Annotated in this window: 21 protein-coding genes; 14 read left to right on the forward strand and 7 right to left on the reverse strand. The window is 63.9% G+C overall.

What is annotated here, in order from left to right:
* Nucleotides 1–90: 90 nt before the first annotated feature.
* The 9 genes from scpA (at nucleotide 91) to bioB (ending at nucleotide 10,194) form a co-directional block, all read left to right on the forward strand.
* Entirely contained in the window at nucleotides 91–2,259 is a 2,169-nt protein-coding gene (scpA, locus tag C8C95_RS20770) for a methylmalonyl-CoA mutase (RefSeq protein ID WP_116749832.1), read from the forward strand.
* Nucleotides 2,256–3,284: a methylmalonyl Co-A mutase-associated GTPase MeaB gene (gene meaB, locus C8C95_RS20775; protein ID WP_116749833.1), complete on the forward strand. Its 1,029-nt coding sequence runs from the start codon at nucleotides 2,256–2,258 to the stop codon at nucleotides 3,282–3,284. The genes scpA and meaB overlap by 4 nt, the downstream gene beginning before the upstream one ends.
* Nucleotides 3,285–3,319: 35 nt before the next feature.
* Nucleotides 3,320–4,852: an acyl-CoA carboxylase subunit beta gene (locus C8C95_RS20780; RefSeq protein ID WP_056062687.1), complete on the forward strand. Its 1,533-nt coding sequence runs from the start codon at nucleotides 3,320–3,322 to the stop codon at nucleotides 4,850–4,852.
* A gap of 15 nt (nucleotides 4,853–4,867) precedes the next feature.
* Nucleotides 4,868–5,278, forward strand: a complete 411-nt coding sequence (gene imm45, locus C8C95_RS20785) for an Imm45 family immunity protein (protein WP_116749834.1) — start codon at nucleotides 4,868–4,870, stop codon at nucleotides 5,276–5,278.
* Nucleotides 5,279–5,287: 9 nt separating this feature from the next.
* Complete coding sequence (locus C8C95_RS20790) at nucleotides 5,288–7,336, forward strand: acetyl/propionyl/methylcrotonyl-CoA carboxylase subunit alpha (RefSeq protein WP_116749835.1); 2,049 nt, start codon at nucleotides 5,288–5,290, stop codon at nucleotides 7,334–7,336.
* Between the two features lie 110 nt (nucleotides 7,337–7,446).
* Complete coding sequence (locus C8C95_RS20795) at nucleotides 7,447–7,917, forward strand: VOC family protein (RefSeq protein ID WP_060987719.1); 471 nt, start codon at nucleotides 7,447–7,449, stop codon at nucleotides 7,915–7,917.
* 207 nt (nucleotides 7,918–8,124) lie between these two features.
* Nucleotides 8,125–8,316: a hypothetical protein gene (locus C8C95_RS23920; RefSeq protein ID WP_243415735.1), complete on the forward strand. Its 192-nt coding sequence runs from the start codon at nucleotides 8,125–8,127 to the stop codon at nucleotides 8,314–8,316.
* A 90-nt stretch (nucleotides 8,317–8,406) separates the two neighbouring features.
* Nucleotides 8,407–8,796 (forward strand): phosphopantetheine adenylyltransferase, encoded by a 390-nt coding sequence (locus C8C95_RS20805; RefSeq protein ID WP_116749836.1) that lies wholly within the window; start codon nucleotides 8,407–8,409, stop codon nucleotides 8,794–8,796.
* Between the two features lie 354 nt (nucleotides 8,797–9,150).
* Complete coding sequence (gene bioB, locus C8C95_RS20810; protein WP_116749837.1) at nucleotides 9,151–10,194, forward strand: biotin synthase BioB; 1,044 nt, start codon at nucleotides 9,151–9,153, stop codon at nucleotides 10,192–10,194.
* A 115-nt stretch (nucleotides 10,195–10,309) separates the two neighbouring features.
* Here bioB and C8C95_RS20815 read toward each other — a convergent pair whose 3' ends face one another.
* The 7 genes from C8C95_RS20815 to C8C95_RS20845 all read right to left on the reverse strand — a co-directional run bounded on the left by C8C95_RS20815 (nucleotide 10,310) and on the right by C8C95_RS20845 (nucleotide 17,282).
* The gene (locus tag C8C95_RS20815; RefSeq protein WP_116749838.1) at nucleotides 10,310–11,500 is read right to left on the reverse strand and encodes a two-component system response regulator; all 1,191 of its coding nucleotides are present in this window, start codon (nucleotides 11,498–11,500) and stop codon (nucleotides 10,310–10,312) included.
* Nucleotides 11,493–14,579 (reverse strand): response regulator, encoded by a 3,087-nt coding sequence (locus tag C8C95_RS20820; RefSeq protein ID WP_116749839.1) that lies wholly within the window; start codon nucleotides 14,577–14,579, stop codon nucleotides 11,493–11,495. Before C8C95_RS20820 ends, C8C95_RS20815 begins: the two co-directional genes overlap by 8 nt.
* Nucleotides 14,580–14,606: 27 nt before the next feature.
* The gene (locus tag C8C95_RS20825; protein WP_116749840.1) at nucleotides 14,607–15,143 is read right to left on the reverse strand and encodes a molybdopterin-dependent oxidoreductase; all 537 of its coding nucleotides are present in this window, start codon (nucleotides 15,141–15,143) and stop codon (nucleotides 14,607–14,609) included.
* A gap of 139 nt (nucleotides 15,144–15,282) precedes the next feature.
* Nucleotides 15,283–15,651, reverse strand: a complete 369-nt coding sequence (locus C8C95_RS20830) for a carboxymuconolactone decarboxylase family protein (protein ID WP_116749841.1) — start codon at nucleotides 15,649–15,651, stop codon at nucleotides 15,283–15,285.
* A gap of 65 nt (nucleotides 15,652–15,716) precedes the next feature.
* Complete coding sequence (locus tag C8C95_RS20835; protein ID WP_116749842.1) at nucleotides 15,717–15,908, reverse strand: DUF2892 domain-containing protein; 192 nt, start codon at nucleotides 15,906–15,908, stop codon at nucleotides 15,717–15,719.
* 85 nt (nucleotides 15,909–15,993) lie between these two features.
* Entirely contained in the window at nucleotides 15,994–16,374 is a 381-nt protein-coding gene (locus C8C95_RS20840; RefSeq protein WP_116749843.1) for a rhodanese-like domain-containing protein, read from the reverse strand.
* A 47-nt stretch (nucleotides 16,375–16,421) separates the two neighbouring features.
* Nucleotides 16,422–17,282: an MBL fold metallo-hydrolase gene (locus C8C95_RS20845; protein WP_116749844.1), complete on the reverse strand. Its 861-nt coding sequence runs from the start codon at nucleotides 17,280–17,282 to the stop codon at nucleotides 16,422–16,424.
* A 100-nt stretch (nucleotides 17,283–17,382) separates the two neighbouring features.
* On the opposite strand from C8C95_RS20845, the gene C8C95_RS20850 reads away from it, so the two are divergent.
* Genes C8C95_RS20850 through sulP form a run of 5 tightly spaced genes read left to right on the forward strand, consistent with a single transcriptional unit; the run spans nucleotide 17,383 to nucleotide 20,732 of the window.
* Nucleotides 17,383–17,718 (forward strand): metalloregulator ArsR/SmtB family transcription factor, encoded by a 336-nt coding sequence (locus tag C8C95_RS20850; RefSeq protein ID WP_056062726.1) that lies wholly within the window; start codon nucleotides 17,383–17,385, stop codon nucleotides 17,716–17,718.
* Nucleotides 17,712–18,143: a YeeE/YedE family protein gene (locus tag C8C95_RS20855; protein WP_056744892.1), complete on the forward strand. Its 432-nt coding sequence runs from the start codon at nucleotides 17,712–17,714 to the stop codon at nucleotides 18,141–18,143. The genes C8C95_RS20850 and C8C95_RS20855 overlap by 7 nt, the downstream gene beginning before the upstream one ends.
* 28 nt (nucleotides 18,144–18,171) lie before the next feature.
* Nucleotides 18,172–18,621 carry a YeeE/YedE family protein gene (locus tag C8C95_RS20860; RefSeq protein ID WP_116749845.1) on the forward strand — a complete coding sequence of 150 codons (450 nt, stop codon included), beginning with the start codon at nucleotides 18,172–18,174 and terminating at the stop codon, nucleotides 18,619–18,621.
* A gap of 1 nt (nucleotide 18,622) precedes the next feature.
* Complete coding sequence (locus C8C95_RS20865) at nucleotides 18,623–18,979, forward strand: TIGR01244 family sulfur transferase (RefSeq protein WP_116749846.1); 357 nt, start codon at nucleotides 18,623–18,625, stop codon at nucleotides 18,977–18,979.
* A 16-nt stretch (nucleotides 18,980–18,995) separates the two neighbouring features.
* A complete protein-coding gene (gene sulP, locus C8C95_RS20870) occupies nucleotides 18,996–20,732 on the forward strand; it encodes a sulfate permease (protein WP_116749847.1) in 1,737 nt (578 codons plus the stop codon).
* Nucleotides 20,733–20,793: the final 61 nt, after the last annotated feature.

A 20,793-nucleotide genomic window follows, 5' to 3' on the forward strand; every position in this document is an offset into this window, starting at 1 on the left:
TAAACTCGCCGCCACACCACTGCACCTGTGCGGTCACCGCCTGTGCGCTGTGTTGGACGCCCCAACGCCATCTTCGGAGTAGCTTTTGCCATGAGTGACAACCCCACCAACAACGCCCCAGAGTTCGCCGCGTCTTCGCTGGAAGCCTGGGCCAAGGCCGCAGCCAAGTCGGCGCCAGGGGGCGATGTCAACGCCCTCAACTGGGTCACGCCCGATGGCATCACCGTCAAGCCGCTGTACACCGCCGAAGACACGGCCAGCCTGCCGTACGCCAACACGCTGCCGGGTTTTGAACCCTACCTGCGCGGCCCCCAGGCCACCATGTATGCGGTGCGCCCCTGGACCATTCGCCAGTACGCAGGCTTTTCGACCGCCGAAGAATCCAACGCCTTCTACCGCAAGGCCCTGGCTGCGGGCGGGCAGGGCGTGAGTGTGGCGTTCGATCTGGCCACCCACCGGGGTTACGACAGCGACCACCCCCGCGTGACGGGCGATGTGGGCAAGGCCGGGGTGGCGATCGACTCGGTCGAGGACATGAAGATCCTGTTCGACCAGATCCCGCTGGACAAGGTCAGCGTATCGATGACCATGAACGGCGCGGTGTTGCCCGTGCTGGCGGGCTATGTAGTGGCGGCAGAAGAGCAGGGCGTCTCGCAAGACAAGCTCTCAGGAACCATTCAGAACGACATTCTGAAAGAGTTCATGGTGCGCAACACCTACATCTACCCGCCCAAGCCGTCGATGAAGATCATTGGCGACATCATCGAGTACACGGCCAAGAACATGCCGAAGTTCAACTCGATCTCGATCAGCGGCTACCACATGCAGGAAGCCGGGGCCAACCAGGCACTGGAGCTGGCCTTCACACTGGCCGATGGCAAGGAGTATGTGAAGACTGCCATCGCCAAGGGCATGGACGTGGACGAGTTCGCCGGGCGCCTGTCGTTCTTCTGGGCGATTGGCATGAACTTCTATCTCGAAGTCGCCAAGATGCGCGCCGCGCGCCTGCTGTGGTGCCGCATCATGAAGGCCACGGGCGCCAAGAACCCCAAGAGCCTCATGCTGCGCACGCACTGCCAGACCTCGGGCTGGAGCCTCACCGAGCAGGACCCCTACAACAACGTGGTGCGCACCACCATCGAGGCCATGGCGGCCGTGTTTGGCGGCACCCAAAGCCTGCACACCAACAGCTTTGACGAAGCCATTGCGCTGCCCACCGAGTTCAGTGCCCGCATTGCGCGCAACACACAACTCATCATCCAGGAAGAGACCCACATCACCAACGTGATCGACCCCTGGGCCGGCAGCTACATGATGGAAAAGCTGACCCAGGACATGGCCGACGCGGCCTGGAAGATCATCGAAGAGGTCGAGGCCATGGGTGGCATGACCCAGGCCGTGGACAGCGGCTGGGCCAAGCTCAAGATCGAAGCTGCTGCCGCCGAGAAGCAGGCGCGCATCGACAGTGGTAAGGACGTGATCGTCGGCGTCAACAAATACAAGCTGGCCAAGGAAGACCCGGTCGATATCCTGCAAATCGACAACATGAAGGTGCGCGACGGCCAGATTGCCCGCCTGCAAAAGATCAAGGCCACCCGCGACGCTGCCAAGGTGCAGGCTGCGCTGGACACCCTGACTGCAGCAGCGGAGAGCGGCGAGGGCAACCTTCTGGACCTGTCCATCCAGGCCATGCGCCTGCGCGCCACGGTGGGCGAGGTGAGCGATGCCCTGGAAAAGGTTTACGGGCGCCACCGCGCCGACACACAAAAGGTGACCGGTGTGTACGCAGCTGCCTATGACTCGGCCGAAGGCTGGGACAAACTCAAGACCGAAATCAACGCCTTTGCCGAAGAACAAGGCCGCCGCCCCCGAGTGATGATCGCCAAGCTGGGCCAGGACGGCCACGACCGGGGCGCCAAGGTGGTCGCCACTGCGTTTGCCGACCTGGGCTTTGACGTGGACATGGGTCCGCTGTTCCAGACGCCCGAGGAATGCGCCCGCCAGGCCATCGAAAACGACGTGCACGCCGTGGGCGTGAGTACGCTGGCTGCGGGCCACAAGACGCTGGTGCCCGCCATCATCCAGTCGCTCAAGGACCAGGGCGCGGACGACATCATCGTGTTTGTGGGTGGTGTGATCCCCGCGCAGGACTATGACTTTTTGTACGAATCCGGCGTGAAGGGCGTGTATGGCCCAGGCACACCCATTCCCGCCAGCGCGAAGGATGTGCTGGAGCAAATTCGCAAGGCGGTGGCGTGACCCCTGCGGCGCTTTTGGAGGGGGTGGTGCAGGGCACGGCGGCGGTGCAACGCCGCGCCATGTCCAAAGCCATCACCCTGCTCGAATCGACGCGTGTAGACCACCGCGCCCAGGCCGACGAGCTGCTGACCCAGCTGCTCCCGCACACCGGCAAGGCCTTCCGCCTGGGCATCAGCGGCGTGCCGGGCGTGGGCAAATCCACCTTCATCGAGGCGCTGGGCCTGTACCTCATCAGCCAGGGCCACCGCGTGGCTGTGCTCACCATTGACCCGTCCAGCACCGTCTCGGGCGGCTCCATCCTGGGCGACAAGACGCGCATGGAACACCTGTCGGTGCACGAAAAGGCCTACATCCGCCCCAGCCCCAGCAGCGGCACGCTGGGCGGAGTCGCAGAGAAGACGCGCGAGGCCATGCTGGTCTGCGAGGCCGCAGGCTACGACGTGGTCATCGTCGAGACCGTGGGCGTGGGCCAGAGCGAGATTGCGGTGGCGGGCATGACGGACATGTTTGTGCTCATGCAGCTGCCCAATGCGGGCGACGATCTGCAGGCCATCAAGAAGGGCGTGATGGAGATTGCCGACCTGGTGGTCATCAACAAGGCCGACATCGACAAGAACGCTGCCACGCGCGCCGAGGCGCAGATCACCTCCAGCCTGCGTCTGCTCAGCCAACACGGCAATCCGGAAAACGCGCACCACGACGAAACGCTGTGGCACCCGAAGGTAGTGCAAATCAGCGCGCTGCTGGGGCAGGGTGTGGACAGCTTCTGGGCCGCCGTCACGCAGTTCCGCCAGTTGCAGATCGCCAATGGGCGGCTGGCCACGCGGCGCGAGAAGCAGGCGCTGGCCTGGATGTGGGAGCGCATCGACGCAGGTCTCAAGCTCGCGTTTCGCCAGCACCCGCAGGTCAAGGAGCTGTTGCCCCAGATGCAGGCTGACGTTGCCGCCGGGCGCATTGCTGCATCGACTGCAGCAAGAAATCTGCTGCTAGCGCAATCCAATCATGCGCTGGTAGCTATCAAATAAATAGTAGACACCAACCCATTCACCAAAGGACGACCATGCAAGACATCCTGGATCAACTGGAGAAAAAGCGTGCGCTGGCACGCCTGGGCGGCGGGCAAAAGCGCATTGATGCGCAGCACGCCAAGGGCAAGCTCACGGCGCGCGAGCGCATCGAGCTGCTGCTGGACGACGGCACGTTCGAGGAATGGGACATGTTTGTCGAGCACCGCTGCACCGACTTTGGCATGGAGGACAACAAGATCCCCGGCGACGGTGTGGTGACGGGCTACGGCATGATCAATGGCCGCCTGGTGTTCGTGTTCAGCCAGGACTTCACCGTGTTCGGCGGCGCACTCAGCGAGACGCACGCCGAGAAGATCTGCAAGGTGATGGACCAGGCCATGAAGGTCGGCGCTCCTGTCATCGGCTTGAACGACTCGGGCGGCGCCCGCATCCAGGAAGGCGTGGCGTCCCTCGGCGGCTATGCCGATGTGTTCCAGAAGAATGTGCTGGCCAGCGGCGTGATTCCGCAGATCAGCATGATCATGGGCCCCAGCGCCGGTGGCGCCGTGTACTCGCCCGCTATGACGGACTTCATCTTCATGGTGAAAGACAGCTCGTACATGTTCGTCACCGGCCCCGAAGTGGTGAAGACCGTGACGCACGAAGAAGTCACCGCCGAGGAACTGGGCGGCGCCGTGACGCACACCACCAAGAGCGGTGTGGCCGACATGGCGTTTGAGAACGACGTGGAGGCGCTGATGATGCTGCGCCGCCTGTACAACTACCTGCCGCTCAACAACCGCGAAAAAGCCCCGGTGCGCCCCAGCAACGACCCGGCCGACCGCATGGACCTGAGCCTGGACACCCTGGTGCCCGAGAACCCCAACAAGCCCTACGACATGAAGGAGCTGATCCTCAAGACCGTGGACGACGGGGACTTCTTCGAGCTGCAGCCCGAGTACGCCAAGAACATCCTCATCGGCTTTGCCCGCATGGAAGGCCAGACCGTGGGCATCGTGGCCAACCAGCCGCTGGTGCTGGCGGGCTGCCTGGACATCAAGTCGAGCATCAAGGCCGCGCGTTTTGTGCGCTTCTGCGACGCGTTCAACATCCCGGTGGTCACGTTTGTGGACGTGCCCGGCTTCATGCCCGGCACCAGCCAGGAGTACGGCGGCATCATCAAGCACGGCGCCAAGCTGCTATACGCATACGCCGAGTGCACGGTGCCCAAGATCACCGTCATCACCCGCAAGGCCTACGGTGGCGCGTACGACGTGATGAGCTCCAAACACCTGCGCGGCGACGTGAACCTGGCCTGGCCCAACGCCGAGATTGCGGTGATGGGCGCCAAGGGCGCGGTGGAAATCATCTTCCGCGAAGACAAGAACGACCCCGTGAAGCTGGCCGCGCGTGAGGCCGAATACAAGCAGCGTTTTGCCAACCCGTTTGTGGCCGGTGCACGCGGCTTTATCGACGATGTGATCCTGCCGCACGAGACACGCAAGCGCATCTGCCGCTCGCTGGTGATGCTGCGCGATAAGAAGCTGGAAAACCCATGGCGCAAGCACGGCAACATTCCGCTGTGATCTGAGAGCTTGAGCATGGACACCGCTGATCTTCAGCCTCAAATTCGTGCCGATTGGCAGCCGCTGTCGCAGTTGGTGGTGCCAGGGCTTTGGCGCGGAACTGTGCTTCGAATTACGGCTGCTCAGTGGCCATACGAGCCAGTCGTTGATTTGATGTGTCTGGAGTCACGGGTCTCCGATTGCGGTTTGAGTTTGATTGTCTGTACGGGGCAAAAAGCTGGGCTTACGCTGATCGAACTTCCTCTGGAAGCGAAGTTTCAGCCTGACGCAAGCTCTTTGTCTGTTGAATGGCTCAGGGCGAATTGGGGACGATGGATCTATCCAGAATGCTCGGTGGAGCAAGTTCTGGTGATTCCTCAATACCCAAGCAATATGTGTATCAACCACCGCGAAGCCGCCGCTTCGCGGGACCTCCAAGTTGAGTAGGGCAAAGCAATGTTTACAAAAATTCTCATCGCCAACCGTGGCGAAATCGCCTGCCGAGTGATTGCAACGGCCAAGAAAATGGGCATCGCCACCGTCGCCGTCTACTCCGACGCCGACAAGGAAGCCCGCCACGTCAAGCTGGCCGATGAGGCCGTGCACATTGGTGCCGCGCCCAGCCGCGAGTCGTACCTGCTGGCCGACAAGATCATTGCGGCCTGCAAGCAGACGGGCGCGCAAGCGGTACACCCCGGCTATGGCTTCCTCTCTGAGAACGAAGCCTTCGCCAAACGCTGCGAGGACGAAGGCATTGCCTTCATCGGCCCCAAGGCGCATTCGATTGCGGCCATGGGCGACAAGATCGCGTCCAAGAAGCTGGCCAACGAGGCCAAGGTCAACACGATTCCTGGCTACAACGACGCCATCTCGGGCCCCGAGCAGGCGGTGGAGATCGCCAAGGGCATTGGCTACCCCGTGATGATCAAGGCTTCGGCCGGCGGCGGCGGCAAGGGCCTGCGCGTGGCGTTCAACGACAAGGAAGCGTTTGAAGGCTTTGCCAGCTGCCAGAACGAAGCCCGCAACAGCTTTGGCGACGACCGCATCTTCATTGAGAAGTTCGTGCAGGAGCCGCGCCACATCGAGATCCAGGTGCTGGGCGATTCTCATGGCAACGTGATCTATCTGAACGAGCGCGAGTGCTCCATCCAGCGCCGCCATCAGAAGGTGATCGAAGAGGCACCATCGCCCTTCATCAGCGACGCCACCCGCAAGGCCATGGGCGAGCAAGCGGTGCAACTGGCCAAGGCCGTGAAGTACCAGAGCGCGGGCACGGTGGAGTTCGTGGTCGGCAAGGACCAGGACTTCTACTTCCTGGAGATGAACACCCGCCTGCAGGTGGAGCACCCGGTGACGGAGTGCATCACCGGCCTGGACCTGGTGGAGCTGATGATCCGCGTGGCCGCGGGCGAGAAGCTGCCCCTCACGCAAGCCGATGTGAAGCGCGACGGCTGGGCCATTGAGTGCCGCATCAACGCCGAAGACCCGTTCCGCAATTTCCTGCCGTCCACCGGCCGCCTGGTGCGCTTTCAGCCGCCGGAGGAGTCGATGTTCCAGTCCGATACGACCAAAAAATTGGGCGTGCGGGTGGACACGGGCGTGTACGAGGGTGGCGAGATCCCCATGTACTACGACTCGATGATCGCCAAGCTCATCGTGCACGGCACGGACCGCAATGACGCAATTGCCAAGATGCGCGCAGCACTCAACGGCTTTGTGATTCGTGGCATCAGCAGCAACATCCCGTTCCAGGCCGCGCTGCTGGCGCACCCCAAGTTTGTGACGGGCGACTTCAACACCGGCTTCATTGCCGAGAACTACGGCAAGGGCTTCCACGCCGAAGACGTGCCGCACAGCGACCCGCTGTTCCTGGTGGCGCTGGCCGCCTACATGAACCGCCGCTACCGCGCACGCGCCTCGGGCATCAGCGGTCAGCTGGCCGGCCACGAGGTGAAGGTGGGCGAGCAGTTTGTGGTGGTGACGCTGGGCGCCGAAGGGCAGAACCAGCACCACGAAGTTACGGTCTCTGACTTTGAAGACAAATCGGGCTCTAGCTCAGTCTCTGTGGGCGGTAACAGCTATCAGATCAGTAGCAACGCCACGCTGGGTCAGATCCGGGTGCAGGGCGCATGCAACGGCCAGGGCTTCACCGCCCAGGTGGAGCGCGGTGTGGGCAAGAACCCGCTGGCGCTGCGCATTGCGCACAACGGCACGCAGATCGACGCGCTGGTGCTGTCGCCGCTGGGCGCCCGGCTGCACAAGCTGATGCCCTTCAAGGCGCCGCCAGACCTGTCCAAATTCCTGCTCTCGCCCATGCCCGGTTTGCTGGTGGATGTGGCGGTGCAGCCCGGCCAGAAGGTGCAGGCGGGTGAGAAGCTGGCTGTGATCGAAGCCATGAAGATGGAGAACATCCTCTTCGCCGCGCAGGACGGTGTGGTGGGCAAGATCGTGGCGGGCAAGGGCGAGTCGTTGGCGGTCGATCAGGTGATCCTGGAATTCCAGTGATCCCCAGGGCCCGACAGCCCATCTGGAGGGGCCTTGCGCCCCTTTTTTAGTCTTTTTGGCCGATAGCGCTAGAGGAATATGCGCTGGCGGCTATCAAATCAGGAGTAATCATGAGCACGACCCCACGCCCCTTCAAGGTCCTGGGCATCCAGCAGGTCGCCATTGGTGGCACCGACAAACAGCGGATGAAGACGCTGTGGGTCGACATGCTGGGCCTGGAGCAGACCGGCACTTTCCAGAGCGAGCGCGAGAACGTGGACGAAGACATCCTGGCCATGGGCAAGGGTGCCTTCAAGGTGGAGGTGGACATCATGCAGCCGCTGGACATCGAGAAAAAGCCAGCCGTGCACACCACGCCGCTCAACCACATCGGCCTGTGGATCGACGACCTGCCCAAGGCGGTGGAATGGCTCACCGCCAAGGGTGTGCGCTTTGCCCCCGGTGGCATCCGCAAGGGCGCTGCGGGCTACGACATCACGTTTTTGCACCCCAAGAGCAATGACGAGTTTCCGATTGCCGGTGAGGGCGTGCTGATCGAGCTGGTGCAGGCCCCGGCGGATGTGATTGCGGCGCTGGGCTGAACGGCGCGATCACCAACTCCCGTGCATTCCGTGTTTTCTCTGCAGCGTGCGCTTCGGGTCGGCACCAGGGTGTGTGCCGCGCTCGTGTTGGCGCTGGCAGGGCAAGGGGCCGGAGCCGCAGGCGGCACTGGCGCCTATCAGCTCGATTGGGGCAGGGCGGGGGAAACCTAGCAGTACCGGTCCTGCGGCTGCGCAGACCGCTGCTGGGTGGCGGAAGTGAAACACCAGCGGTCTCGCAAGACGCTGGCCACGCTGCGTTGCGACTGCGAACGCCTGTTCGCTCGGGTCGGCACCAGCGGTCCGGAGGTGGAGCGCAGCCCCACATGCTCTGCAATGGATGATGGGGGCAACAAGCCCCGCGCCATCCGCGAGGCGCTGGAGCAGATGCTGGGGCGCTGAACCGCGCGGCGTCCATGACCGGGCACGTCATGGTCGCCAACCCCGACGGGGGCTACAACAGCGGCACCTTGTCTTTGGTGTCGCCTGCCCATGAAAAAGATTGCTTCTCTGGCCCTGCTGCTCGCAGGTGCCATCCACCTGATTCCGTTGCTCGGCGTGCTTGGCGCAGCGCAACTGGCCAGCCTCCACGGCACGACCCCTTCTGATCCGAACACCCTCATCCTGTTGCGCCACCGTGCCGTGCTGTTTGGCATTGTGGGTGGCATCTGCCTGAGGGCGGCGTTCAAGCCCTGCTACCAGTGGCTGGGGCTGACTGTGGGTGCGGTCAGTGTTCTCTCATTCCTGCTGCTGGCGTGGTCCACCGGCGGCTTCAACACACATTTGCAGCGCGTTTTGGTGGCTGACGGGCTGGCGTTGGTGTGCCTGGTTGCGGGCGCTGTGGCCAGAGCGCGGTCCGAGCGGGACCCGGCCTGCATCTAACTTGGTCTAACTTCGGGCCGCGCAAGCGGGCCCCGGCTGCAAGATGCAAGCCAAAGCCGCCCGTTGGGAGCATGTTGTGCGGGCGGGTTTTGCCGCCGTTTGAACGTGCTCTCTACAGCGGCCAACGGCCGCCTTTTTCTGCGTTTTTGTCCGGAAAGATCGGGGCAGTTGTGGGCCTAATAACAGTGGCACCTTTTGTGACCATGTTGAGGGCAATTGCACCAAAATCTCCTTCAAAATCATGGTGATAGCGACGCAGGGCGGCTCTTTGGGACACCGTGATGTGGCGCTTTATGTGATCGCTGATGCAATCCCTGGTGCTTGCAGCAGCAGGCTCTCGAAAGGAATCCACCCATGGCCAATGCAACCCTCTCCGCCCCCCAGCCCATCCAGATCCATCGCCCCGTCCCTGCGCCGGCCGTGCCGGGTAAGTGGTCGGTCGAGGCCATCCAGTCGCTGCTCGACAAGCCGTTGATGGACTTGCTGTTCGAGGCACAAACCGTGCACCGCCAGCATTGGCCTGCGGGCGACATCGAGCTGGCCACGCTGCTGTCGGTCAAGACCGGCGGCTGCCCAGAAAACTGCGGCTATTGCCCGCAGGCGGCCGAGTTCGACACCGGGGTAAAGGCCGACAAGCTCATGGAGGTGGATGAGGTGGTACGCGCCGCCCAGGCCGCCAAGGACGCGGGCGCCACGCGCTTTTGCATGGGTGCCGCCTGGCGTGCGCCCAAAGACCGCGACATTGAAAAAGTCAGCGCCCTGATTGGCGCGGTGAAGGGCCTGGGCCTGCAGACCTGCGCCACGCTGGGCATGCTCGAATCGCACCAGGCAAAAGCATTGAAAGACGCCGGGCTGGACTACTACAACCACAATCTGGACACCGCGCCCGAGTACTACACCGACGTGGTGAGCACCCGCGCTTACCAGGACCGGTTGGACACGCTGCAGAACGTGCGCAATGCGGGCATCAGCGTGTGCTGCGGTGGCATTGTGGGCATGGGCGAAGCGCCCGTGCACCGTGCGGGCCTGATTGCGCAGCTGGCCAACCTGCAGCCGTACCCTGAGTCGGTGCCCATCAACAGCCTGGTGCGCGTGCCTGGAACACCTTTGGCCGACAGCGAGCCCATCGACCCGTTTGACTTTGTGCGCGTGATTGCCGTGGCCCGCATCACCATGCCCAAGGCGCGCGTGCGCCTGTCGGCGGGGCGCCAGCAACTGGGTGACGCCGTGCAGGCGCTGTGCTTCATGGCCGGGGCCAATTCCATCTTTTATGGCGACAAGCTGCTGGTGACGGGCAACCCCGATGTGGAGGCCGATGTGCAACTGCTGGCCAAGCTGGGGCTGAACGGCCACCGCACCACGACCACCACCCTCGACGGGCACAGCCACAGCGCTTGATGCCCCCCCGACGCGGCGGCGTGCTTCTGCTGGAGCCCGCTGCGGCGCCACCGAATGCCGTGCCTCAGTGCTGCGCTACGGTAATGCGGTACGGTAACGCGCGGGGCACTGCCATTCAGAGCGGCTCTTCGCGCGAGGTCAGTTCGATGCGCTCCATGGGCAGATCGGCGGCCATGCGGTCTACCTGGGCCAGCCGTGCTGGCTCGGCATCGGCAAACTGCTGGGCAATGCGCCGGAACTCCTCGGACAGGGTCAGGAAGGCATCGACCATGTCGGGGTCGAAGTGGCTGCCCCGGCCGTCGCGAATGATCTCTACCGCCTGTTCGTGGGAGTACGCGGGCTTGTAGACGCGTTCGGAAATCAGTGCGTCGTACACGTCGGCCACGGCCATGAGCCGCGCTGACAGTGGAATGGTGTTGCCCACCAGGCCTTCGGGGTAGCCCGAGCCGTCCCATTTCTCCTGGTGGCTGTAGGCGATCTCCTTGGCATACCGGAAAAACGGGTTGTCCTGTGTGGTCCCCGTCTCGGCCGCGATGATGGCGTCGCGCCCCAGCGTGGTATGCGTCTTCATGATCTCGAACTCTTCCGGCGTGAGCTTGCCGGGCTTGAGCAGGATGCGGTCGGGGATGCCCACCTTCCCGATGTCGTGCAGCGGGGCGGACTTGAAGATGGTCTCGATGGCGGCGTCGGTCAGCTCGTCCTTGAAGCGCGGGTGGTTTTGCAGGTGGCGGGCCAGCGCTTCCATGTAGTGCTGCGTGCGCCGGATGTGGTTGCCCGTTTCGTTGTCGCGCGTTTCGGCCAGCGAGGCCATGGCGCGGATCGTGGCGTCCTGCAGCTCGGCCATCGCCCGCGTGCGGTTGGCGACCTCCTGCTCCAGAAAGTGGTTGTGCTGGGCCAGGAAGTCGCGCGCGCGCTTGAGCTGCAGGTGGTTGCGCACCCGGGCCATCACGATGGCCGGGTTGATGGGTTTGGTGATGTAGTCCACCGCGCCCAGCTCCAGGCCAACGCTTTCGTCATCGGCCGCGCTCATGGCGGTGAGGAAGATGACAGGGATGTCTTCGGTGTCGGGGTTGAACTGCAGGCGGCGCAGCACCTCGTAGCCATCCATGTCCGGCATCATGATGTCCAGCAGGATCAGGTCGGGCTTGCTGTCGCCCGCCACGATCTGCAGGGCGCGCTCGCCACTGGGCGCAAGCTTGACCTTGTAGTCGGTGCGCAGGAGGTCGCTCATCAGCGAGAGGTTGTCGGGCGTGTCGTCTACGACCAGCACCGTGCATTTGCCGTTGGGTGCGAATGGGCTATTCATGGACCGGGTCCTCCTTGTTGTCATTGTGCGCCTCGGGGGCCTGGCGCAGTATGGCCAGTGCCTCCACAAAGTCGTAGCTGTCCAGCGACCGCTTCATCTGGCCATACGCCGGCCCCAGCAGGGCCTGCAGGGTGGGCGTGGATTGCCTGAAGATTTCGATGGCGTCGGAATCGTCGTCGGACAGCAGTGCGTCGAGCTGCGCCACCAGCGCACGCGCAGCGGAGGCGTCGATCTGCGGGCCAGGCGCAGCGTCCGCGCCCGCAACCTCCTCTGCGGGCAGGGCCTGCTGCAGCGCCATGACCAGCGCCTGGCAAGCCGCTTCCACGGGCTCCAGCAGTGGCTCTGCCAGCTCGGGCGAGGCCTTCTGGGCGATGGCTTCTTCCGCACGCTGCGCCAGGGCTGCCAGTGCGGTGGCGCCAATGGTGCCGGCCGTGCCTTTGAGCGTGTGCATGGCGCGCTGGGCCTCGTCGTGCAGCCCGGCAGCCAGGGCAGTACGGGTGGCTTGGACCGCCTGCGCTTGCCCCGCCACAAACTTGCGCAGCAGGCCTTCGTAGGCAGGCCGTTTGTCCAGCACGCGCCGCAGGCCGGCGGTCACTTCGAGCCCTGGGATGCGGCGCAGTGCGTCATCGGCGGGAAGCGCGGCTGTGGAGTGGGGCGCTGTGTCGGAGTTGGAAGGGGCGCTAGCTGGCTGCCCCTGAGGGTCTCCGCCTTCGCGGTCAGCCTCGTCCGCACCGGTGGATCGGGGTGCAATCCATTGCAGCAGGGTAGCAAACAGTTCGTCCGGGTCGATGGGTTTGGCCAGGTGGCCGTTCATGCCCGCTTCCAGGCACAGGTCACGGTCGCGGCTCATGGCGTTGGCCGTCATGGCCACCACGGGCAGCTGGGCCCAGGACGGGTTCTGGCGCAGGTGCCTGGTGGCGGTCAGGCCGTCCATCACGGGCATTTGCATGTCCATCAGTACCAGGTCGTAGGGGGCTTGGGCGAGCATGTCCAGCGCCACCTGTCCGTTCTGGGCCACGTCCACCACCAGGCCAGCGCCGCTCAGCAGCTCGGCGCCCACCTGCTGGTTCAGGTCGTTGTCATCCACCAGCAGCACCCGTGCGCCAGCAATGGCGGAAAGGTGCGCAGCGCGCCGGGGTGTTTGTTTGCCACGCCCGTCGGACGACCGGATCTGCCCGCCCAGCGCCTGCATGGCGGCATCAAAAAGTTGCGAGGGGCTGACGGGTTTGGACAGCATCAGCTGCAGCCCGGCGCGTTCCAGTTCGCTTTGCACATCGTCGCGCCCTGCTGCGGTCACGATGACCGTGGGTGGCGGGTGCTGCAGGCGGGCAAGTGCGCGGTGGGTGTCAAACCCGTCCATGCCGGGCATCTTCCAGTCCACGAATGCGATCTCGCAGGGGCGACCAGCCTGTTCGGCGGCGCGGGCCTGGGCCACCGCCTCCTCGCCGGAAGAGGCCGTGGTGACGGCAAAGCTCATGCGGGCCAGCATCTCGCCCAGGATATGCCGGGCCTGCTCGCTGTCGTCCACTACCAGCACGTGCCGCCCACGCAGGTCGGGGGTGGGCAGCAGGGGGGCATGGCTGGGGTTGCCCAGCCCCAGACGGGCGGTAAACCAGAAGGTGCTGCCCACCCCCGGCTGGCTTTGTACCCCCACCTCGCCGCCCATCAAGCCAGCCAGCTTCTTGGAGATGGCCAGCCCCAGCCCAGTGCCACCGTATTTGCGCGTGGTGGAGGTGTCGGCCTGTTCGAACGAGCGAAACAGCCGCGACTGCTGCTCAGAGGTCAGGCCGATGCCGGTGTCCTGCACCTCAAAGCGCAGCAGGACTCCGGTGTCGTCGCGCGACGTTTCGGTGACGCGCACGATGATTTCGCCCTTGTCGGTGAACTTGACGGCGTTGTTGGCGTAGTTCACCAGGATCTGCCCCAGGCGCAACGGGTCGCCGCGCAGGTCGTCGGGCAGGGCCGGGTCCACATCGAACAGCAGCTCCAGACCCTTGTGCGCGCATTTGTCACTGACCAGGTTGGCCACGTTGTCCAGCACGCCGCGCAGGTCAAAGTCCACCACCTCCACTTCGAGCTTGCCCGCTTCGATCTTGCTGAAGTCCAGGATGTCGTTGATCAGGCCGAGCAGATGCTGGCCGGAGCGCTGGATCTTTTCGACATAGTCGCGCTGGCGCGGTGTGAGGTTGGTGCCCAGGGCCAGGTGGCTCATGCCGATCACCGCGTTCATCGGGGTGCGGATCTCGTGGCTCATGTTGGCCAGGAAGTCCGACTTCATCTGCGATGCTTCCTCCGCGCGGGCGCGGGCAATCTCCAGCTCGTCCTCGTGTTCGCGCAGGGCCGCGTTGACCTTTTGCAGTTCCACCGTGCGCTCGGCCACGCGCGCTTCCAGCACCTCCTCGTTGCGCTTGAGGGCATCGACCAGCTCGTTCTGCGCTGCCATGGCCTGGGCCGTGGCCTTTTCGCGCTGCAAGAACTGCCGCGCCATGGCAAAAGCGAGCAAAAAGGTGAGCAGCGCCTGGAAGGCGGTGAGCCCGGTGGTCAACAAGGTCTGGTGCTTGACCTCGGCGTTGCGCGAGTCGCCCAGCAGGGCCGACACGCGCGAAGCGCTGAGCGACAGCTCTTGCACCGTCTCGCGCAAGCCATCCAGCTCGATGCGCAGGCGCCGCATGTTGGTCTGGCTGGAGGTGGCGTCCACACTGGCGCCAAAGTAGCTGTCGCCCGCTGCCACAAACCGCTGCAGGGCGGCCAGCGCAGTGCTGTAAATGGGCTCGTCCTGCATCAGCGTGCGCGAGGTGCCGCTTTCCAGCGCGCTGAACCGGCTCAGGAACAGGTCGTAGCGCAGCTCCAGCTTGTCCATCGTGATGCTGGTGGGGTCCAGCTCGAACTGGTGCAGCGCGTGGTCCAGCTTTTCATACTCCACATTGAGCTGCAAGAACGACCACAGCGCATTCACATCGCCGCGCCGCATCACGGCTTCCACACTGCGGTACTGGCTGTATTGCACCGCCGCTATGGCCACGTAGGCCAACACCAGCCCCGCAATGATGAGCCGCAGGATGTGTTGGCTGCGCAGCATACGGGTGGGCCGGGGCGCGGAGGGCGACTACCGGATGTGCAGTGCGTTGAGCTGCCAGGCTGCCCGGTTGTAATACAGCTCGCTGCGCAACTCGGCCTTGGTATCAAACGGGTAAACGATGAACAGCGGGCCTTTTTCGCGGATGGGCATGGGCCGGTTGTTCATCAGGCGCGCCACGATCACGTCATGCCGCTTGGCGTCGTCTGCCGGGATCTCCGTCTTGTAGTCATTCAGGGCCACGGCGGTGATCTTGGTGCCCTTGGCGCCCACCGCCGCCAGCACATCGCGCAGCAGGGGGCCAGTGAACGTGACAGCGCTGGGGTACCAGGGGGTCTGGGTGGAGAAGCTGTGCTGCGGCAGCTTCTCCAACATCTTCATGTCGAACTGCGCCTGCTGACCCCGGTTGGTCTGGGTGATGGCGCCGTCGATGGTCAGGACGACGGGGCCTGTGGGTGGCTCCAGCGCCTGCACATTGCTCGTTGCCAGTAACGCCGCACCGACGACCCATGCCGCCCATGCCTTGGACAACGCCAATTTCAACCCATAACGACGATGAGATTGCATGGACACCCCCTCCTGTTTTGGTAACAGTCTCGCGGATAGATGGCCAAAATGTAAACCGATTTATCACCATCGGTTTGACGGATGGACCGCCGGGGTGTCGAGCGCGCGACGGGGGCGGACAGGTGGCGGGGCCCCTGCTTCAGGCTGCGGCTGCGGCGTTGGCGGCGACGGCCATGGTGTCCCAGGCCTTGAGGGCCTCGGCCGTATACATGAGTGCCGGGCCACCGCCCATGTAAACGCACACGGTCAACATTTCTTCCAGTTCTGCGCGGGTGGCGCCGAGCTTTTGCAGCGCCTTGACATGAAAACCGATGCACCCGGAGCAGCGCTGCGTGACGCCGATGGCCAGGGCAATCAGCTCCTTGTGCTTGCTGGTCAACGCCCCTTCCGCCATGGATGCCTGGGCGAGCTGCGCAAAGCCCCGCATGGCATCGGGCTGTGCCTTGCGAAAGGTGGCCAGGCTTTCGTTGATGCCCTGGATCAGGCTGGTGTGGTCGAACGTACTCATGGAATGGTTCCTTGCTGGGGCCTTGAGGGCACCGGACTCTGTGTGAGCTGGTACCTGCCGGCGGTTTATTTCTTCATGGAACAGGTGTTGATGCCGAGCAGCGTGTAAGCCGGGCAGAAGCGAAACAGGCCGGTGGCCAGTGGCACCACGCCCAGCCATCCCCACCAGCCCACCGTGCCGGTGGCAGCCAATGCGATCAGGACCAGGCCTGCCAAGACGCGCAGCACACGGTCCACAGTTCCTACGTTGATGTTCATGATGATTTCCTTGCTCTGAGGTTGTGGCCCGGGATGGGCCCTGGTTGCACAAGCGCAGCGAACGCGGAATGCGCTCGCTGCCCGGTCAGTCGAATGAGGGAGACGCAGGTGCCGCGACAGGCTTGCCTGCAGCCACCCAGGCGTCAAAGCCGCCGGCAATGGACTGCACCTGCAGATAGCCCATGTCCTGCATGGCGCGCGCAGCCAGCGCGGCCCGGCCACTGGTCTTGCAGTACAGCACCACCTTGAGGTCGCGTGCGCTAAGTTCGGGCGTACTGCTGAGGCGGAACTCCAACACCCCGCGCGAGGCGTGAATCGCGCCCGGGATATGTCCTGCCTGGTATTCGTCGGCCTCCCGCACATCGATCAGCACGTCGGCGGTGCGAACGGCTTCGTCGGCCTGGTCCAGCGGTACCTCTTGCACCAGGGCCTTGGCAGCGGTGACGAGGTCGTGGGCTGTTTTCATGTGTGCGTTCCTGCAGTGGGTGGGGCGGTACGGATGTGGCAGTTGTGTCACAGCGCGTTGACAGGAATCTTGAGATAGGTCACGCCATTGGCTTCCGCTGGCGGCATTTCCCCTGCGCGGATGTTGACCTGCACCGAGGGCAGGATGAGCACGGGCATCTCCAGCGTCGCGTCGCGCTGGGTGCGCAGCGCCACAAAGGCGTCTTCGGTCACCCCGTCATGCACATGGATGTTCTTGGCACGCTGGTCGGCGACGGTGGTTTGCCAGGCCACGGCGCGCCCTGCAGGGGGGTAGTCGTGGCACATGAACAGGCGGGTTTCATCCGGCAGGCTGAGCAATTTGCGCACCGACTGGTACAGCGTGTGGGCATTGCCCCCGGGAAAGTCGCAGCGCGCTGTGCCCACGTCGGGCATGAAGAGGGTGTCGCCCACAAACACAGCGTCGCCCACCTGGTAGGCCATGCAGGCGGGTGTATGGCCGGGCACTGCAAGCGCCTGGGCCTCCAGCTGGCCGATGTGGAAGACCTCGTTGTCGTGCAGCAGCTGGTCGAACTGGCTGCCATCGGGGTGGAACCCGGGCTCCAGATGAAACACCTTCTTGAATACGTCCTGAACCTGGGTGATGGACGCACCAATGGCGATCTTTCCGCCCAACTTGTCGCGAAGGTAGTGCGCGGCCGACAGGTGGTCTGCGTGGGCATGGGTTTCCAGAATCCATTGCACCGTCAGCCCCTGACTTTGCACAAACTCCACGATCTTGTCGGCAGACCGCGTACGGGTGCGGCCCGACTTCGGGTCGTAGTCCAGCACCGAATCCACCACCGCGCAGTGGCCGCCAGGCCGATCGAACACCACATAGCTCACCGTCCAGGTGGAGTCATCAAAGAAGGCTTCTATCTGGGGTTTCATCGAAGGGCTCCGTATTTAATTTCGATGTTGATAGTTTATTGACTGATAGATTGTTGGTCAATAGAATATGAACATCGAATTTGAAAAGGAGCGCGCGACCATGCACGCAGAAGCACAAATGGACCTGGAAACCTTGCGCAGGTCCGCCGACAGCGCTTGTCGCTTGATGAAGGTGTTGTCCAACCCCGACCGCCTGCTGCTGCTATGCCAGCTGACGCAGGGTGAAAAGCGTGTGGGTGAACTGGAAGAGTTGGTGGGCATCTCCCAGCCCACCTTGTCGCAGCAGCTGGGCGTATTGCGCGAGGAGGGCCTCGTCAACACGCGCCGTGACGGCAAAAACATCTATTACGAGATCGCCAGCCCCCAGGCCTTGGCGGTGATGAACGTGCTGTTTGAACAATTTTGTGGCCCCGCCCAGGAGAGCAAGCCATGCTGATCGACTGGACCCATTTCACTCCCTGGGCTGCGCTCGCTGGCGGCGTTTTGCTGGGCCTTGCCTCGGCGCTTTTTGTGCTCCTCAACGGACGCGTTCTGGGCATCAGCGGCATTGTGGGCGGGCTGTTGCGCCCCCGCGCTGGGGACATTGGCTGGCGCTTGGCTTTTGTGCTGGGCATGCTGGTAGCCCCCAGTCTCTATTGGCTGGTAGTCGGCCCCACGCAGCCGCGCATTGATGCGAGCTGGGGCATGGTGGTGATCGCTGGCCTGCTGGTGGGTGTCGGTACCCGCTACGGATCGGGCTGCACCAGCGGCCACGGGGTGTGCGGACTCTCGCGCATGTCGCCCCGGTCCCTGGTGGCCACCCTGGCCTTCATGGGGGCCGGGTTTGTCACCGTCTTTCTCATCCGGCACGCGCTGGGCTGACCCGGCCTACATCGGAGCATTGATCGCTATGAAAAATCGCATTACAGAGTTTGTGGTGGGTCTGATCTTCGGACTGGGCCTGATCGTCTCGGGCATGACCGATCCCGGCAAAGTGCTGGGCTTCCTGGACCTGGCTGGCTTGTGGGACCCGTCGCTGGCGTTTGTGATGGGCGGCGCGATTGCGGTGGGCGTCTTTGCGTTCGCTGCGGCCAAGAAACGCACCACCAGTTTCCTGGGAGGCGCCATGCATCTGCCCACGTCGCGCGACATCGATCGCCGCCTGGTGGTCGGGAGCCTCATCTTTGGTGCGGGCTGGGGCATTGCAGGCTTTTGCCCGGGGCCCGCCATCGTTTCGGCGGGCGCGGGCCAGCCCAAAGCCATCGTGTTTGTGATGGCGATGCTGGCGGGCATGTGGCTGTTTGAGCTGGCCGAACGCATGTCCCACCGCGCCCCACCTACCCAGACTGGAGCCCGCTGACATGCCGCTGCAGATCATTGCCCTGACCCCCGACTTCGCAGTGTCGCCCCAGCTGGCCACCACGGACTTTGCCTTTTTGGCCCAGCAGGGCTTCAAGACCATCATCAACAACCGGCCCGACGGGGAGGGCGGTGGCGCACAACCCACCAGCCCTGAAATGGAGCGCGCCGCCACGGTGGCTGGGCTGCACTATGTGTATTTGCCTGTTGTGAGTGGTGCCATCACCCCGGAACAGGTGCAGGCCATGCACAAGGTCTTGATCTCGGCCCCCAAGCCCACGTTGGCGTTTTGCCGTTCGGGTGCCAGGTCTGCCCAGTTGTTTGGACTGACGCAGACCCTGGATGCCGAGGCGTCCTGATCAACCGGGAGCCATCATGAACCTCATACCCGGCTGGGTCCGCAACTACCAGAAGTCCTGGCTCTCCGGGGACATGGTTGCCGGTGTGATCGTGACGGTCATGCTGATCCCGCAGAGCCTGGCCTACGCGCTGCTGGCGGGCTTGCCCCCCGAGGTCGGCTTGTACGCCAGCATCCTGCCCATCATTGCCTACGCCATGCTGGGCTCCAGCATGACGCTGGCTGTGGGGCCCGTGGCGGTGGCCTCGCTCATGACGGCGAGCGCCCTGCAGCCGCTAGCGGCGGCTGGCTCGCCCGACTACGTGGCGCTGGCCATGCTGCTGTCACTCCTGTCAGGAGGCATGTTGCTGCTATTTGGCGCATTGCGGCTGGGCTTCCTGGCCCATTTTCTGAGCCATCCGGTCATCAGCGGGTTTATCTCCGGCTCGGCAGTGCTCATCGCTGTGGGCCAGGTCAAGCACCTGCTGGGGGTAAGGGCCGACGGTACCGACGTATTTGACACCGTGGTGCAGCTCGCGCACGCGGCGCCCGCAACCAACCTGGTCACGCTGGGCATTGGTGCGGGCAGCGTGTTGTTTCTAGTGCTGGCGCGCAAGTCCTTGTCCCCGTGGCTGGTCCGCCTGGGCGCCAGCCCTCGGTTGGCAGACATCGCATCCAAACTGGCGCCGATGCTGGCGGTGATGGTGTCCACCGCCTTGGTGGCCGCCATGCGCTGGGACCTGACGGCAGGGGTCAGCATTGTCGGCACGGTGCCCCAGGGCCTGCCACAGCTTGGGCTGCCGGCAGTTTCTATGGCGTCTGTGGGCTCGCTGTGGCTGCCTGCGCTGCTGATCTCGCTGGTGGGCTTTGTGGAAAGTGTGTCGGTAGCGCAATCGCTGGCGCTCAAGCGGCAGCAGCGCATTCAGCCCAACCGAGAGCTGCTGGGCTTGGGAGCGGCCAATGTCGCCAGTGCGCTGTCGGGCGGTTTCCCCGTCACGGGCGGCTTTGCGCGCTCGGTCGTCAATTTTGCCGCCGGAGCCAACACGCCCCTGGCAGGTGTCATTTCTGCCGTGCTGATGGGTGTGGTGATTGCCGCGCTGACCGGGCTGTTTCACTATCTGCCCCATGCCGTGCTGGGGGCCACCATCATCGTGGCGGTGGTGTCCCTGATTGACGTAGAGACACTGCGCGAGGCTTGGCATTACGACAAGGCGGATGCCATGGCCCTGCTGGCCACCGCAGGGGGCGTGATCGCTTTGGGCGTGGAAGTCGGCATCCTGATGGGGGTGGCGTTGTCGCTGGGCACGTTGGTGTGGCGCAGCAGCCATCCGCACATTGCGGTCGTGGGGCGCGTGCCAGGCACGGAGCATTTCCGCAACGTCGCCCGCCATGCAGTCACTACCGAACCCGGCCTGATTGCCGTGCGGGTCGACGAAAGCCTGTATTTCGCCAACTCGGATGCCTTGCTCGATAAGGTGGAGTCTCTGGTGGCGGCACAGCCTGACACGCACTATGTGCTGTTGGTGTGCTCGGCCATCAACCAGATCGACACCACAGCCGTGGGTGCGCTCACCGACCTAGAGCGCAGCCTGGCCCAGCGCGGCATTGCATTGCTGCTGGCAGAGGTCAAAGGGCCTGTGCTGGACCGCCTGCAGACCACGCCGCTGGGGCTGCGTTTGGAGGGCAGGGTGTTTCTGAGCACCCATGCAGCGTTCCAATTTGCAAACCGCGAGGCGACTGTCTCGCCCAACCCATCGCCATCGCTGGCCCGATAGCGTGCAGCGGGTGGACGGCGACTGACGGCACGGGTGCATTGAGCCCCATCCACAGCCCTTT

It is taken from the genome of Acidovorax sp. 99, from assembly GCF_003096455.1.
Taxonomy (GTDB): domain Bacteria; phylum Pseudomonadota; class Gammaproteobacteria; order Burkholderiales; family Burkholderiaceae_C; genus Acidovorax; species Acidovorax delafieldii.